The sequence below is a fragment of the Francisella sp. SYW-9 genome (assembly GCF_008711465.1).
Lineage (GTDB): Bacteria > Pseudomonadota > Gammaproteobacteria > Francisellales > Francisellaceae > Francisella.
This window is the reverse complement of sequence record NZ_VXKQ01000008.1, coordinates 184,032-200,124: the sequence shown is the minus strand read 5'-3', so window position 1 is coordinate 200,124 and position 16,093 is coordinate 184,032. Positions and strand designations below refer to the sequence as shown.

Here is a 16,093-nt window from a genome sequence, read left to right as displayed (position 1 = left end):
ATGAAAACTAATGACTTTTTAAATAGTGTATTTGCGGAGGGTTGCAGCTACGACACTACTGACGGTGTTGTATTTGGTCAAGCTATTTTAGATGGTAAACCTGTTAAGATATTAGGTGTTGAAAACGATACCTTTTTAGGTGTTAAGCAGGCATTGTTGATGGCTGAGAAGGTTGTTGAAACTATTGAGGAAGGTAAGCAGACTCCTATTTTTATGCCTGTTGATGTGGCAGGTCAAAAGCTAGCAATGCAAGATGAATGGTTAAGTATGAATCAATATTTTGCACATCTTTTAGAAGCTTTGGAGGTAGCTAGAAATAGTGGTCATACATTAATTTCTGCGGTATATAATCAAGCAATAGGAGGAGGTTTCATTGCTTTTGGTTTAATGTGTGATCAGATCTATGCACTTCCAGAAGCTAAAGTAGCTGTGATGTGGTTAGAAGGAATGGCCAAAGTTACAAAGATTTCTCAATCAAGATTAGAAGAGCTTAGTAAAACTTCGGCAGTATTTGCTCCAGGAATAGAAAATTTCAAAAATTTAGGTGGCATACATAAAGTCCTAAATATTGAAGAAATCCCAGAGAACTTAAAAAAAGATTTATATCTTGATTATGAGGGTGATGAGCGTGCAAAATTGGGCTTTGAGCGAGGAGGGAGAAAGTGGGCTTTACCTGTGATGGAGCAAATATTAAACAGCTAGATAATTTATTAGATCGACATAATATTGCCTATGTGAAACCTAATGCTACATTTAATTCAGATGATTTTTATAAAAATCATTTAGATATTGTTAAAGCTTGGATCAAAAATTCGTATCCATTGATTGTAGCAAGACAGGAAAATGCTCAAAATGGAATTAAGCTTGCCATCTCTACACTAGAAAAAAGCCATAAAATAAAAGCGGCAATGCTGTTTGAAAGTACTGATATTATTAAGATACAATTACCACCAACCTTAAAAGAAATATCTGAATATTTCGAATGGAGAACCAAAACTTTTGATCAAAACGAAATCTACGTTTATGGATCTTATGCTATTAGTTATCTGACTAAAAAAGAACTTTTTACAGAAACCTCAGATATAGATATGCTTTTGATATATAGTGGACAAACTATAATCTCTTTAAAAAGTCTTCTTGATGGTCTTCAAAGATGTCTAAGCCGTAAGATTGATATTGAAATACGCTTTAATAATATTGGAGATATTAATTTAAGAGAGCTAATTAGTGATAAAACTAATGATGTGATATGTAAAACAAAATTATCTGTATATGCTATTGATAAAAGAGAATTATATGAGCTTGAGCCAACCTTGTATGAGAACTAATTATAAAAAAATAGCTAGCTATGCTGTAAAAGCTCTTTTTTTAGAGTTAAAGAGCTATCCTAAACCTGGTTTGGTTAGTTTTGTAGATAGTGGTGCCCATAATGATATGAATGCTAGTACTTTTTATAAGAGTTTATTTACTTTAAGGAATTATTTTTCACAAGTTGTTGAACATGCAAATAAAGGATGTGATTTTCTTACGCTTAAGAAATTAGCAATACAAGCTGAAAATACAATGTTGCGAGCGACTAATGATATAAATACTCACAAAGGAGCAATATTTGCCTTAGGGCTTATGAGTGCAACACTTGCTTCTTTTGATGATGTTATAGATTTATCAGATCTAAAAGAGTCCTTTATGTCACAGTGGCAAAAGCCATTACAAATGCATGATACATTGATACCTAAGTCACGCCAGCAGCAAAGAGAAAAATATAATATTAAGGGAGCTAAGGATTTAGCTATAGATGGTTATTCTATAGTTTTTGATTATTTTGAGGAATTTGTATATAACTATAAAGATAATGGTTTAAATATATCCATCGCCAATGCTTACGGATATTTAATGCAGAATATGGATGATACAAACATTTTAAATAGATGTGGTTATGATACTCTCATATACGCAAAAAACCGTTCAAAGGATTTATTAAATTGTCAATCAACAGAATTATTGAACAATGCAGTTTCTGTGCATAGAGAATTCTCTTCGGCAAATATTAGTCCTGGAGGAGTAGCTGATATGATAGCTTTACTATTGTTATTAGGTCAGTATTACTATAAGGATTTAGTATGGCAATAATGTATGCTTTTAGTGGCCAAGGTTTGCAAAATGTAGATATGTTTAAACTTTTATCTGAGGATGAAAGAGGAGTTACTTTTTTAGAAGAAGCAGCAAAATTAGTTGATGTAAATCTATTAAACAAGAATGACTTTAGTAAGTATTTATTTGATCAAAAATTTGCTCAGTTGTTTATAACTATATTATCTAAGGGGATCTTTGATTTATTATCTATAAAGTCAGATAGTGGTCTTTGTGGCTATAGTTTAGGTGAGGCTATAGCATTTATTTGTTCTGCTAATTTAAGTTTAGATAAGGCTCTAGAGTTAGTATCAATGCGTGCTGAGTTTATGCTTGATGCGATAGATAATGATGAGAGTAAGTTTTCAATGATGTCTGTCAAAGATGGTCTTGATGTTTTTCAAATCAAAAAAGTTGCAAATAAGTATCAATGTGAGCTAGCTATTTGTCTTTCAGATACTCATGCTATAGTTGCTGGATCAAATAGTAAGCTTGAAGTGTTTGCAAAAGTAGTTAAAGAGCTAGGAGCAAAATTTGTTAAAAAAGTTAGTGTAAATGTTCCATCTCATACATATTTTCTAAAAGATGCGACATCTAAGTTTGCTAGTTATCTTAAACAGTATGATAATTGTTCCCTTCGATACCCAATTATAGATTCCTTGAGCCTTAGTAAGAACTATACTTCAGCATCAGCTACAAATTTTTTGGCAAAAGAGTTAAGTACAACTCTACAGTTTGGTAAACTTTCTCAATGTGTATTAGAATATGGTTATTCAAATGTAGTTGAAATTGGACCAGGGTTCGCTCTTAAGAATATTTTTAATTCACATGATGCCTATACTAACTGCTTAAGCTGTAATGATTTTTGTAGCTTAAATGGTATAAACAAATATTTAAGAAATATTTGATAAAACGGATACATCCAGATCTTTGTAAATAAATTTTTAAAAAGTGTCGTATAACTGTTTGACAACGTTAAACCTTATGATTATGCTAAAAGTATGAAATTTAGTTTCATATAGACTTATAAGCTGGTGCTTATAAACGTGTTGATTTGTTAACTCAGCTTGCGGACACGAAAAACAATCTGCTAAAAGGGTGCTGGATATCAATCCTTCATCTCTCAGATTTATCCCAAGCTAAAGAGCCTTATAAATAGGAGAAAACTATTATGAGTAAATATTCTTTAGAAACTTTAGCCGTACACCGTTCAATCCCAGAAAAAAGCGGTTCTGTACAAACACCAATACATCAAACATCTAGTTTTGTATTTGAAAGTACAGAGCATGCAGCTAAGCTTTTTGCGCTAGAAGAGTTTGGTAGTATATATTCACGCTTAACTAATCCAACTGTAGATGAGTATGCAACTAGATTGGCTAATCTGCATGGTGCAGCCGGAGGTTTTGCTTGTTCATCTGGTCATGCTGCTCAATTTTTAATATTGCTAAATCTACTTCAAAATGGTGACCATATTGTAGCTTCTAAATACTTATATGGTGGTACTACAACGCAATTAACACACACATTTCCAAGACAGTTTGGTTGGCAATCAACTCTAGTGGATATAAATAAACTTGATGAAGTTAGAAATGCTATCCAAGAAAATACAAAAGCACTTTATATTGAGTCTCAGTCAAATCCATCTGGAGTTATTGCTGATATAAAAGCTCTTGCAGAAATTGCTCATGAGGCTGGTATTCCGCTAATTGTGGATAATACAGTTGCGACCCCTTATTTATTAAATCCATTAGAGCATGGCGCTGATATCGTTTCTTATTCACTAACCAAGTATCTAAGTGGCAATGGGTCTATAGTTGGAGGTGCTGTGATTGATGGAGGTACTTTTGATTGGTCTACTAATGACAAGTTTCCATTGCTGTCAAAGCCAGATGCTTCGTATAATAATATTACATTTGCTAAATCTTTTGGTAATCTTGCATTTACTGTTAGAGGTATAGCTGTTGGCTTACGTGATATAGGTGCTACACTTAGTCCACATACAGCATTTTTGGCAATTCAAGGCTTAGAAACTTTAGGAGCCAGACTAGATAGACATGTTAAAAATGCTGAAATAGTCGCTAAGTTTTTAAATGCTCATCCAAAAGTTAAAAAAGTAAACTATGCAGGACTAGTGAATTCTCCATATAATCTTTTAGCTAATAAATATTTTACTAAAGGAGTAGTTGGACTTTTAACTGTAGAGTTAGAAGGAGGCTTTGAAGCTGGAAGGAATCTTGTGGAACAAACAAAATTATTTACTCATTGTGCAAATATTGGTGATGCAAGAAGCTTGATAATTCATCCAGCATCTACTACTCATTCTCAATTAAGCGAAGAAGAAAAAGCACAATCAGGTATCTCTAATGGTTTGGTTAGGCTATCTATAGGTTTAGAAGATTCTAATGACTTAATTGAGGATTTAAAACAAGCTTTAGGGTATGTGGAGGTGAATGATGAGGATGAAAGTGAAAAAGTCATCTGAGTATTTTAATAAAGATTTGAAAATAGACTTCTCAAGTAAGATTGGTTTTAAGCAAGTTAGCACTAGGCATCTTCGTATAGCTATTGTAAATCTAATGCCAAATGTTAAAGATACGGAAGAACAATGGAAAGCGGTGCTTTCGCAGGATAGCTCTACAGTTGTTGATTTTGTATTTTTTCATTCTTTGATTAGACCAAGTAGCCGAGTAGATAAGAATCATTTAGATGAGAATTATGCTAATTGGCAAGCTTATAATTTTGATGACCTAGATGGTGTTATTATTACTGGAGCTCCTGTAGAGTTATTAAAGTTTGAAGATGTAGATTACTATAAAGAAATTTGTGAAATTATTACAAAGAGCCTTAAGCATGATGTGCCTCTAATGTTAGTGTGCTGGGCCGCTATGGCAGGTGTACATTTTTTATATGATATTGAAAAAGAAGGTTTAGATAGAAAGTTATTTGGAGTATATGAGCATAAAATTATGAAACAGGATCATTCTTTGCTAAAAAATATAGGTACTCAATTGAAAGCTTGTATATCAAGACGAACAATCGTAAGAGATAATAATGTTTTAAAGTATACGGATGTTATTTTGGCATCACCTATAGATGGTTTAGATTGTTTGGTTGATAAAACTCATAAAATAACATATATGTTTAATCATTTAGAGTATTCTAAAGGAGTTTTAGAAGCTGAATACATAAGAGATAAAAAAATTATGGATATAGCTAAGCCAGATAATTATTATAATGAGAAAGGAGATATAGATTATTCTTGGCAGAATGATCAGCAAATTTTTTATTCTAACTGGTTAGGTATCTTAAAAGAAGATAAATCTTAATATTCTATTTATCAAAAACTTCTTTATCTAAATAGTTCTCTGATTTGGCGATAACTGTTGATACAGCAAGATCACCAGTAACATTCACAGCTGTTCTAATCATATCTAATATCCTATCTATACCAATTATTAGAGCTATGCCTTCAACAGGTAAGCCAACCTGTGATAATACTAAAGTTAAAGTAATAAGACCTATGCCAGGGACTCCTGCAGTTCCTATTGAGCTTAATGTAGCAGTTAATATAACTGTGATATATGCAGAAAAACTAAGATCAATATTATAAATATGGGCTATAAATACGGTAGCTGCTCCTTGCATAATAGCAGTACCATCCATATTTATAGTTGCACCAAGAGGGATTGAAAAACCGCATATTTTCCTATCTATACCAACCTTATTTTCTGCTGTATCTAGTGTTAAGGGAATAGTAGCATTACTACTAGCAGTTGAGAAAGCAAAAAGTTGAACAGGTAATAGTTTACTAAAGAATCTAAGAGGATTTAATCTTGCAAGAATCCCTATTAAGATTCCATTTGTGATAAAAAGATGAATAATCAAAACTAGCAGTACTGTAAAAAAATAACTAAAAATATGTAGAAATTTGCTAAATTCAGTCGTTATAACTAGTTTTGAAATTAGGGCGAAGACACCGTATGGAGTAAGGCTTATGACGATATTTGTTAATGACATAATTACATTGTTTATATCGTGAAACCATTGGTTTATTCTTTGTCTAGAAGGTTCTTTGGTAAGACTTATAGCTAAGCCAAATAAAATAGCAAAAACTATTATCTGTAATAAATTACCTTGTTCAAATGATTTAAAAGGATTCTCAGTGAATAATCCTAAAATTGTCTGAGTTAAACTTTGAGTCTGACCTGTATTATAGTGTAAATCTGTTGTAGCTATATTTGCTCCAGCACCAATATTGAATAAGAGCGCGATTGAAATAGCTAAAGAAATTGCTATAGCTGTTGTCATTATATAAAGACAAATAGCTTTACCACCAACTCGTCCAAGAATTTTTGGATCAGATATATTACTTGTACCACAAATTATTGATACCAGAACTAGTGGCACAACTAGCATTTTCATTAAGGTAATGAAAATTGTACCAATAATATCTAAAATACCGTTTACAAGATATTCTTTAACCCAAAAAACATCAGAGAAAAAATGAAACATTGAGCCAAAAACAGCCCCCAAGATCATAGCTAGAATAATATTGCGAGTAAGCTTTTTATTCATAATTTATATCCTATCCTTTCCGTTAAAGTTTAACATTAAAGGGTAGGATTTGCTATTGTATGTGTCTTTTATAAATTCCAGGCAGTAATTATATCTTCTTCAGAAATTTTCTTTTGATTAAGGTTTTTAAAATAAATCATATATTGCTTTATAAGCTGGGCAATATACATATCTTCACCTGAAATATAGAAAATATTATTTTTATTGCAGTATTCTAATAGATGATTTTTCTTATTATCCTTTTCAGGCATAGCATGACAAAATACTATTTTTGCATTTTTAACTAAATCTATAAACTGAGTATTTTGCTCTAGATTAGGCGATGATGAAATAGGAGTTGCATCAACTACTAGATCATAAGGCCCTTCAAAGTGGGGAATGTTTTTTATACCAAGCTCTTTTCTTTTTTGAACTACTTTTTCAGCATTTCTACCAATGATAGTTACTTTAATACCTAAATCTTGCAACACCTTAAAAGCAACACCAGAGACACCACCATTACCGTAAATTACAGCTGTTTTTATATCTTGTTTTGATTCTTTTATACCTTTAGCTAAAGCTGTTTGTAAACCGTGACAATCAGTATTATAACCATAAAGTTTACCATCTTTATTAATAATAGTATTTACAGCTAAAGTCTTCTGAGCAAGAGGTTCGACATAGTCTAAGAAAGGTATTACCTTTGATTTTAGACCATTATGAGCTGTAACAGTACCACCATTTATAAAAGGTGCTTTAATTGCATTAGTATAAGTTTTTGCAGAGATTTCTCCCTCAAATGTGAAGTAGCAAAGGTTTAGACCTAATTTCTGTATAGCTGTATTATGTCTTGTTATCGAAGAGTTACTACCTGATGTCGATAGTAAGAATTTAGTTTTAGTATTTATCGGAGTTTTAAAGATATCTGACATATATTTTAACCTATTATTTATTAACTATGGATAATCATTAAAGAATGGGATCTTAAGCTTGGAAGTTCACCAATGCTAACTTTTTGTATAGTTTCTGTACCAGCTTGCTTATGATTGGCAACAATATGCCATTCTTTACTATCAGGTTTGGGTAAAAGATCATTTATATCATAATTATCTATTGCCGTTGCATTGTAGACTATAACAATGTCTTTCCAACTATCACCATTAGCATAGTTTTTAAAGTGAGAAATGATAACTCCTGATTTACTATCATGATGGGCAGTTGTTATATTTAGGTTTTTATCAACAATTACTCTATCATTTATTCTAAATGCAGGGTGTTCCTTACGTAGCTTTATCAGTCCTTTAACATAGTCAAAGAAGTCTTTGTAATGTAGTTTATCAGACCAGTGGAAAGCATTTACATCATCGCCACTTTTATAGCTATTATGGTCGCCTTGCTTAGTTCTTAAGAACTCTACACCACCATGAAGAAATGGTATTCCTTGAGCTGTTAGAATTATCCCTAAAGCTAGGGCATTTTGACGTACAAGAGTACTTTGGAAAATATCATTAGGTATATTTTTTCTATAACAGTTTGTTGCTATATTATGATTTTGACTTTTTTCTATTTGATCCCACAATGTATAGTTATCATGAGCATCAGCATAGTTAATAGATTCATTTGGTCTAGCAGTTAAGTTATGAATAGAACCTCTTAAGCCTTCAATAACATTACCCATATTTTCAGGGTTATGAGGATTACCATTTATAAAACCATTACCAGGATTATTATTACCACGAATAGCATCTCTAAAAGAGTCATTAAATATAGAGAAATCTTGATTCCTTTGAGTCCCTCTATGAGTACCATTTGTTAGAGGAGAGTAATCAGCTTTCCACGGTTCACCATAGATTATTACATTTGGATCTACCTGTTTTACTTTCGTGACTATGTTTTTTATAGTATCTAAGTCAATTAGCTCCATCAGATCAAAACGCACACCATTTATTTTATAGTTCTTAATCCAATGCACAACGGAGTCTTGAACAAATTTGCTTACCATAGGACGCTCAGTTGCCAACTCATTACCACAACCTGAACCATTGGTGAAATTACCAAATTCATCAGTTCTAAAATAGTATTTAGGTACAATTTTATCTAAGTTTGATGTATCAGTCATATGGTTATAAACCATATCCATTACTACACCAATGCCTTTTTGATGAAACTTTAGAATCATCTCTCTTACACCTTTGATTCTTTGAGTTGGATCGTAAGGATTTAGTGAGTAGCTACCATCTGGGGCATTATAGTTTTTAGGGTCATACCCCCAGTTTCTATTGTCTTTTTCATCAATTTTCTTTTCATCGACAGAAGAAAAATCAAAAATAGGCAATAGGTGTACATGTGTAATACCAAGCTCCACTAAACTATCAATCCCTGTTGATACCTGTTTTTCACCATCTGTATAAATAGTATTTTTCTCTACCGCACCAAGAAACTTACCGCGCAGACTTTCATCTATGCCACTTTCAGGACTTATTGTAAAATCACGCAAATGTACTTCATAAAGAATAGCGTCATCTTTACTTACGATACTTTGTGATTTATCTTCTAGCCAGTTTTCTGGCATTAAATCAGAACTGCTAAGATCTACTAAGAAGCCACTATCACCATTTATACCTAATCCGCATGTATAAGGATCTACCGCATAAGTTATTTTTGTGTAGATATCTCCTCTTGGATCTAAATCATCAAAATATAACTTATATAAATAGTATTTGTTTTCGTAGTTATTACGGCTTATTTCTATATGGTGTGTTCCATATTCAGGTTCTGGAGTTAGTTCATATGAGAAATCAGCAGGCTTTTTACTATTTGCTAAATCTTCATTATATAATAGAACTTCGACTTTTTTAGCTGTAGGAGCCCATAACCTTAGAGATATTGCATTTTGATTAAAGATTACCCCCATATCATTTTTAGGGTAGTAAAACTTATCTAAGTAATTTCTCATCAATATTTTTGTAGGTAAAAAAGTATTATTTGCACGAACTTCAACTAAGTCTGAACCTTTTATACCTTCTGGAAGATTTGTAAATACTACTTGTTGAGACTTCTCTTTTACAATAATATCAACATCTTTAGCTTTATTAGAATTTATCCATAACTCAAATATTGTCCCAACTTGCGCTCTATCTGAGAGGTGAACCTTGATTTTATCACTCTCATCCATCACAGCATATTCTATTCTAGGATTTGTTCTATTTATAACATCAACTAAAGATGTGTAGATACAAGCATCTCCATGAATAATGTAGTAGTTGTTATACTGCTCAGATATATCAAAAGAATTTGTTTGTTCACTCCATTCGTTATGCCAGTTTATACCCCATGTTTTTTTCCTTGCAATAACATTATCTTTATCGCATAGAGCATAAAATCCAAAATCACTTTGGCTAGATAAAAAGACTATTTCAGTGGTTTGATCTTCACTATATGTCCATAAGTCCCAGCTAAAGTTTTCACCATGATATTGGCGATCTTTTTTTATAAAGTGAACTAAAGCACCTTGACGTTCTTCTCTAACAATCTCAAAACTTTTTTCAGCAGTGATTGATGGATCTTGCTTGCTAAAGCATTTGATATTAACTTGAGAGATTTCTTCACTAATATTCGGATCAACAAAAAGCTTATTATCAGTAATGTGTATTTGAGAATTTTTAGGGTAAACCTGCCAATCCACATCTACAATTTTGTAGCGTTGACTAACTGACTTTGTAACAGCAACTAAGTCAACCTTATATCCTAAAGCAATAAAGTTTTCAGATGACTTAATTTCTAATTTATTTGAATTGACGAGCCAGTTAAAGCTTAAAGGAATAAAATCATTATCATTAATTGAGACTTTAAATTCATTACCATCTCGGTCAACTAATATAAATGAATACTGGTTTGTTCCTGGAACAAGGTTTTCTATAGAAAATATATCTTTAGCTAGCCATAAGCTACCGTCATCATTATCTATAGTCCACGTTAGTTTTAGGTCTTCTTGTTTTTTCCAGTCGTTAAATTTTCCGACCACATATCCATGTAAAAATCCATTTGCTTGTATTCTAAACCTAATACTATTTGTTTCAAAATCTAGACTGATATCATGAGCAACATTTAGTAAACTAAAGTTTCCATGCTTGTCTTGAATCCATATGTTTTGATCTATTGTTTGCATATAATATAATTCTCTTTCAATTAAATATACATATGATTATTTAAGTTATTATGAAGCCATAGGCTTTAGAACTAATGTAGCCATTGGAGGTATCTTGATGCTGATTCTTTGATCAAAGCCATGAGAAGCTCTTTGTTCAGTAAATATTTCACCTTCGATAATTTGTCCAGAGCCACCAAATTTAAGCTCATCTGAGTTAAATATTTCTTTATATGCTCCTGCTTTTGGTACCCCTATATGGTAGTCATAGTATACCTCTGGAGTAAAATTACATATAAAAATTAAATGATTACCAGCTTTATCACTTCTTACAAAAGATAAAATACTCTGTTCTGAGTTATTTGCATCTATCCATTGGAAACCTTGATGATCGTAATCACATTCCCAAAGTGCTGTTTCATGACGATAGAAATCATTTAAGTTTTTAAAAAACTCTAGAGTTTGTTTATGAGAGTCATACTCATCTACAACTTGCCACTGTAGTTGCTCATACTCACGCCATTCAACAAACTGTCCAAACTCGCTACCCATGAAAATAAGTTTTTTACCAGGGTGTCCGATCATATATGTCATATATAAGCGTAAGCCGGCATACTTGTTCCATAAATCTCCCCACATCTTATTGATTAAAGATTTTTTACCATGAACAACTTCATCATGAGATATAGATAAGATAAATTTCTCTGAGTAGTGATATACCATTGAGAAGGTAATTAAGTTATGATGATACTTACGATAAACAGGATCTAGAGCTATATATCTTAGAGTATCGTTCATCCAACCCATATTCCATTTGAAGTCAAAGCCAAGACCACCGTTTTCTACAGGAGTTGAAATATCTGGCCAAGATGATGACTCCTCAGCGATTGTTAAAACACCTTTGCATGTATGTTTGAGTACACTATTTAGCTCTTTTAAGAAGGCAATTCCTTCTAAATTTTCATGACCACCATATATATTTGGCTCCCACTGACCATCTTCACGATCATAGTTTAAGTAAAGAATATTTGATACAGCATCAACACGAATTCCATCTATATGAAATTCACTTAACCAATACATTGCATTTGATATTAAAAAGCATTTGACTTCATTTCGACCTAGATCAAAGTTTTTTGTACCCCAACCTTTATTTTCTGCTTTGTTATAGTTTTGGTATTCATAACAAGGGCTACCATCAAAATTGATTAAACCATGGATATCTTTACAGAAATGACCTGGAACCCAATCTAAAATTACACCGATGTCTTCACAATGAAGTTTATCTACAAGGCGCTTTAGACCTATAGGATCGCCATGGCGACTATTTACAGAGTAAAAACCAGTTGGCTGATATCCCCAAGATGCATCTAAAGGGTGTTCGTGAAGAGGCATGAACTCAACATGAGTATATCCCATTTCTTTAACATATTTAGGTAAAGTCTTGGCTATTTCATCATAGCTCATAAACTCACCATTTTTAGTTTTCCAAGATGCTAAATGTAGTTCATAGGTATTTATTGGAGTTTCATAATGATTAGTCTTAGCACGCTTTTCTAGCCATTTGTTATCGTGCCATTTATATTGTGTTTTTGTATTAATGATAGAGGCTATATTAGGCCTTAATTCAGACAAGACAGCATATGGATCGCTTTTATGAACTTCTTGATTTGAATGTTTGCTTGTAATAACAAATTTGTATTTATCACCATTTTTTGCCTCTGGTATAAATACACTCCATAAGCCAGCTTCGCTTATTGGCTTCATGTAGTAATTATCATTAATACCCCAGTAACTAAAATCCCCAATTACACAGATACTTTTTGCATTAGGAGCCCATGTTGTAAATCTAATTCCTGTAATGCCACTTTCTTTAGCTTCATGCGCACCCATAAAGCTATATGCGTAAATATGTTTACCTTCGTGAAAATAGTACTTATCTAGATCGCCTATGTTAGTTTCCGTGTTGCATTGTTGTTTTAAATCCTTCATAAAAGCTCCTAAACCTAAATATAAAATTAATATATCCTTTAAAAAACAGGATTTACTAAAAAGTTTATAAATATTACTGTTTTTATACTAACAAATTATTGATAGCTATAGTATTAATAACTTTATTTCAGCCTAATAAAATTGTCTAAATAGTTAAAGAAAAAAATCTATAAATAATAAATTTATTAGTTATTCTAAATTGAGAAAGATAGTGATAAGATGAATAGTATCTTAGTTTTATTTATGGAATGTTGGTTATGTATTAATCAATAAAAAAACATCAAGGATAAAATAAAAAAAATGGCAATTCAAACTGTATCAACAAAACCGTTTGCTAATCAAAAACCAGGAACCTCTGGACTACGAAATAAAGTTAAAGCTTTTAAGCAACCTGGTTATCTAGAAAATTTCGTTCAATCAACTTTTAACTCTTTAGATAATATAGCTGGAAAAACCCTAGTAGTAGGTGGAGATGGTAGGTATTACAATAAAGTTGCAACACAAACTATTATCCGTATAGCTGCAGCTAATAAATTTTCTAAAATAATTGTTGGGCATAATGGAATATTATCAACTCCTGCTGCTAGCTGTGTTATTAGAAAATATAAGGCTTTTGGAGGGGTTATTTTATCTGCAAGTCATAATCCAGGTGGCCCAAATGGTGACTTTGGTATAAAGTATAATATTTCAAATGGTGGTCCGGCACCAGAAAAAATCACAGAAAAGATTTATCAAGAAACTCAAAATATTGATAAGTACTATATAAGTGATGCTAAACAGGATGCTATTGATTTAAGCAGAGTAGGCACATATGCGATAGAGAGTACAACGGTAGAAGTTATTGACTCAGTAGCAGATTATGCTGAACTAATGCAACAAATATTTGATTTTGACAAGATTCGTGAACTTTTTAAAAATGGCTTTAAAGTTCGTTTTGATTCTATGAGCGCAGTTTCTGGCCCTTATGCAAAATATATTTTTGAAACAGCGTTAAATGCTCCTGCAGGAACTGTTGTAAATGCAGAGCCGTTAGAAGACTTTGGAGGTCTTCACCCTGATCCTAATCCTGTAAATGCTGCAGATCTAGTAAAACATATGCGCAGTGGTGAGTATGATTTTGGAGCGGCTTCTGATGGAGATGCTGATAGGAATATGATAGTTGGTAAAAAGATTGATGTAGCACCATCAGATAGCTTAGCTATTATGGCCGCTAATGCAAATCTTATACCAGCGTACTCAGAAGGTATCAAAGGTGTTGCAAGATCTATGCCAACATCTATGGCTGTTGATAGGGTTGCAAAGTCTTTAGATATTCCATGTTATGAAACTCCTACAGGATGGAAATTCTTTGGTAACCTTCTTGATGCTAATGAGATTACTCTATGTGGTGAAGAAAGCTATGGAACAGGATCTGACCATATTCGTGAAAAAGACGGTGTTTGGGCGGTACTATATTGGTTGAATCTAGTAGCAGCAACAAATAAAAATGTAGATGAGTTAGTCGCTGATCATTGGCAAAAGTTTGGACGTAACTTTTATTCTAGACATGATTATGAGGCGATTGATAGTGATATTGCTAATGAGATTATGTCTTCATTAAGACAAAAGGTGTCAAAGTTACAAGGAGTTAAACTTTGTGGTCAAAATGTGAAACTAGCTGATGATTTTAGCTATAGAGATCTAATAGATCATTCAGTTTCAAATAAACAAGGGATAAGAGTTGTTTTAGAGGATGGTTCTCGTGTTGTATTTAGACTATCTGGTACAGGAACACAAGGAGCTACTCTAAGGGTATATTTAGAAAAATATGAAGCGGATGTTAATAAATTTAATATTCCGACACAGCAAGCTTTAGCAGATTTAGTAGCTTTGGCTGAAAAGCTAACAAATGTTAAGTCATTAACAGGAATGAGAGAACCAACTGTTATAACATAATTTTTTATGAAATATTAAACCAAAGGAGTTAATAATATTATGAAATATTCTGATACCTCACAAAATCACCAACTATACAAAAAAGCTATGGCTTTAGTCTTAGCTGGTGGGCGTGGTTCACGTTTATATAATCTGACTGACACTCGTGCAAAACCAGCGGTTTATTTCGGTGGTAAGTTTAGAATTATAGATTTTGCGTTATCAAATTGTTTAAATTCTGGGATACGTAAAATAGGTGTTGTAACTCAGTATAAGTCACACTCTTTGTTGCGTCATTTACAACGTGGTTGGGGCTTTTTAAGAGGAGAGTTGAATGAGTTTATAGATTTACTTCCAGCTCAGCAGCGAGTTAATGAAGAGCATTGGTATAGAGGTACTGCTGATGCAGTTTATCAGAATATTGATATTTTACGTTCATATTCTCCTGAATATGTTATTGTTTTAGCGGGTGATCATATCTATAAGATGGATTACTCAAGAATGCTACGTGATCATGCTAAAAGTGGCTATAAGTGTACAGTAGGTTGTGTTGAAATTCATAAAGAAGAAGCATTTGCATTTGGGATAATGGGAATTAATGAAGAGCGTGAGGTAACAGGTTTTATTGAGAAACCTAAAGAAAATGCGCCAACAATACCAGGTGATTCTGATAGATGCTTAGCAAGTATGGGAATATATATATTTAATTCAGATTATTTATATGATCTACTTGAGGAAGATATTGCAAATGATGCATCTAGTCATGACTTTGGTAAGGATATCATTCCAAGAGTAGTAAAAGAGCAAGAGGCTTTAGCTCATCCATTTAGTATGTCATGTGTGCCTAGAGGAGATGATATTGAACCGTATTGGAGAGATGTCGGAACTATAGATGCTTTTTGGGAAGCAAACCTGGACCTAGCAGCTAATATTCCAGAGCTAAACTTGTATGATAAAGATTGGCCTGTTTGGACTGCTCAAGAGCAGCTTCCACCAGCAAAGTTTGTTCCTGATTCAAAAGGAAATCATGGTGTTATAACGAATACTCTAGCTTCTGGTGGGTGTATAGTATTAGGCTCAGAAATATCTAAAACATTAATGTTTTCTAATGTGAGAGTTTTATCATACTGTAGTATTGATCAGTCAGTAATTATGCCTGATGTAGAGATTGGTGAAAACTGTCGTTTGAAAAAGGTTATCGTTGATAAAGGGTGTAATATTCCTGCTGGTATGATAATTGGTGAGAACCCTGAAGAAGATGCTAAAAACTTCTTTAGAACTGAAAAAGGCGTAGTATTAGTTACTAAACCAATGATTGATAAATTAAATAAAAAAACTAATTGAACTATAAGAGAA

Annotated in this window: 12 protein-coding genes and 1 riboswitch; of the genes, 8 read left to right on the top strand and 4 right to left on the bottom strand. The window is 32.6% G+C overall.

Annotated elements, in window-relative coordinates; all coding sequences use genetic code 11:
- The 6 genes from F3D62_RS04585 to F3D62_RS04560 all read left to right on the top strand — a co-directional run bounded on the left by F3D62_RS04585 (position 1) and on the right by F3D62_RS04560 (position 5,456).
- Positions 1-702, top strand: coding sequence for a biotin-independent malonate decarboxylase subunit gamma (locus tag F3D62_RS04585; protein WP_150467069.1), 702 nt, complete (start codon positions 1-3; stop codon positions 700-702).
- Entirely contained in the window at positions 663-1,328 is a 666-nt protein-coding gene (locus F3D62_RS04580; RefSeq protein ID WP_150467068.1) for a phosphoribosyl-dephospho-CoA transferase MdcG domain-containing protein, read from the top strand. Before F3D62_RS04585 ends, F3D62_RS04580 begins: the two co-directional genes overlap by 40 nt.
- Positions 1,297-2,130, top strand: coding sequence for a triphosphoribosyl-dephospho-CoA synthase (locus tag F3D62_RS04575; protein ID WP_191092535.1), 834 nt, complete (start codon positions 1,297-1,299; stop codon positions 2,128-2,130). Before F3D62_RS04580 ends, F3D62_RS04575 begins: the two co-directional genes overlap by 32 nt.
- Positions 2,121-3,038 carry an ACP S-malonyltransferase gene (locus tag F3D62_RS04570; RefSeq protein ID WP_150467066.1) on the top strand — a complete coding sequence of 306 codons (918 nt, stop codon included), beginning with the start codon at positions 2,121-2,123 and terminating at the stop codon, positions 3,036-3,038. Before F3D62_RS04575 ends, F3D62_RS04570 begins: the two co-directional genes overlap by 10 nt.
- Positions 3,039-3,166: 128 nt before the next feature.
- Positions 3,167-3,245: riboswitch (SAM riboswitch) on the top strand.
- A gap of 56 nt (positions 3,246-3,301) precedes the next feature.
- Entirely contained in the window at positions 3,302-4,612 is a 1,311-nt protein-coding gene (locus tag F3D62_RS04565; RefSeq protein ID WP_150467065.1) for an O-acetylhomoserine aminocarboxypropyltransferase/cysteine synthase family protein, read from the top strand.
- Positions 4,590-5,456 carry a homoserine O-acetyltransferase/O-succinyltransferase family protein gene (locus tag F3D62_RS04560; RefSeq protein ID WP_224732637.1) on the top strand — a complete coding sequence of 289 codons (867 nt, stop codon included), beginning with the start codon at positions 4,590-4,592 and terminating at the stop codon, positions 5,454-5,456. Before F3D62_RS04565 ends, F3D62_RS04560 begins: the two co-directional genes overlap by 23 nt.
- A 4-nt stretch (positions 5,457-5,460) precedes the next feature.
- Here F3D62_RS04560 and F3D62_RS04555 read toward each other — a convergent pair whose 3' ends face one another.
- The 4 genes from F3D62_RS04555 to glgB form a co-directional block, all read right to left on the bottom strand.
- Positions 5,461-6,705, bottom strand: a complete 1,245-nt coding sequence (locus tag F3D62_RS04555) for a dicarboxylate/amino acid:cation symporter (RefSeq protein ID WP_191092534.1) — start codon at positions 6,703-6,705, stop codon at positions 5,461-5,463.
- Between the two features lie 68 nt (positions 6,706-6,773).
- Positions 6,774-7,616, bottom strand: a complete 843-nt coding sequence (locus F3D62_RS04550) for a shikimate dehydrogenase family protein (protein ID WP_150467063.1) — start codon at positions 7,614-7,616, stop codon at positions 6,774-6,776.
- 20 nt (positions 7,617-7,636) lie between these two features.
- Positions 7,637-10,852, bottom strand: coding sequence for a type I pullulanase (gene pulA / locus F3D62_RS04545; protein WP_150467062.1), 3,216 nt, complete (start codon positions 10,850-10,852; stop codon positions 7,637-7,639).
- A 48-nt stretch (positions 10,853-10,900) separates the two neighbouring features.
- Positions 10,901-12,823 carry a 1,4-alpha-glucan branching protein GlgB gene (gene glgB, locus F3D62_RS04540; RefSeq protein ID WP_150467061.1) on the bottom strand — a complete coding sequence of 641 codons (1,923 nt, stop codon included), beginning with the start codon at positions 12,821-12,823 and terminating at the stop codon, positions 10,901-10,903.
- A 300-nt stretch (positions 12,824-13,123) separates the two neighbouring features.
- Here glgB and F3D62_RS04535 point away from each other — a divergent pair, with 300 nt between their 5' ends.
- Both F3D62_RS04535 and glgC read left to right on the top strand, forming a co-directional pair.
- On the top strand, positions 13,124-14,758 hold the full coding sequence (locus tag F3D62_RS04535; RefSeq protein WP_150467060.1) for an alpha-D-glucose phosphate-specific phosphoglucomutase: 1,635 nt from the start codon (positions 13,124-13,126) through the stop codon (positions 14,756-14,758).
- A gap of 39 nt (positions 14,759-14,797) precedes the next feature.
- A complete protein-coding gene (glgC, locus tag F3D62_RS04530) occupies positions 14,798-16,081 on the top strand; it encodes a glucose-1-phosphate adenylyltransferase (RefSeq protein WP_150467059.1) in 1,284 nt (427 codons plus the stop codon).
- Positions 16,082-16,093: the final 12 nt, after the last annotated feature.

Bases quoted from the DNA above. Each gene is read 5' to 3' on its own strand.
- pulA (WP_150467062.1), bottom strand. From the start codon at position 10,852: ATGCAAACAATAGATCAAAACATATGGATTCAAGACAAGCATGGAAAC.
- F3D62_RS04585 (WP_150467069.1), top strand. From the start codon at position 1: ATGAAAACTAATGACTTTTTAAATAGTGTATTTGCGGAGGGTTGCAGC.
- F3D62_RS04550 (WP_150467063.1), bottom strand. From the start codon at position 7,616: ATGTCAGATATCTTTAAAACTCCGATAAATACTAAAACTAAATTCTTA.
- F3D62_RS04555 (WP_191092534.1), bottom strand. From the start codon at position 6,705: ATGAATAAAAAGCTTACTCGCAATATTATTCTAGCTATGATCTTGGGG.
- glgB (WP_150467061.1), bottom strand. From the start codon at position 12,823: ATGAAGGATTTAAAACAACAATGCAACACGGAAACTAACATAGGCGAT.
- glgC (WP_150467059.1), top strand. From the start codon at position 14,798: ATGAAATATTCTGATACCTCACAAAATCACCAACTATACAAAAAAGCT.
- F3D62_RS04565 (WP_150467065.1), top strand. From the start codon at position 3,302: ATGAGTAAATATTCTTTAGAAACTTTAGCCGTACACCGTTCAATCCCA.
- F3D62_RS04535 (WP_150467060.1), top strand. From the start codon at position 13,124: ATGGCAATTCAAACTGTATCAACAAAACCGTTTGCTAATCAAAAACCA.
- F3D62_RS04570 (WP_150467066.1), top strand. From the start codon at position 2,121: ATGGCAATAATGTATGCTTTTAGTGGCCAAGGTTTGCAAAATGTAGAT.
- F3D62_RS04560 (WP_224732637.1), top strand. From the start codon at position 4,590: ATGAAAGTGAAAAAGTCATCTGAGTATTTTAATAAAGATTTGAAAATA.
- F3D62_RS04575 (WP_191092535.1), top strand. From the start codon at position 1,297: ATGAGCTTGAGCCAACCTTGTATGAGAACTAATTATAAAAAAATAGCT.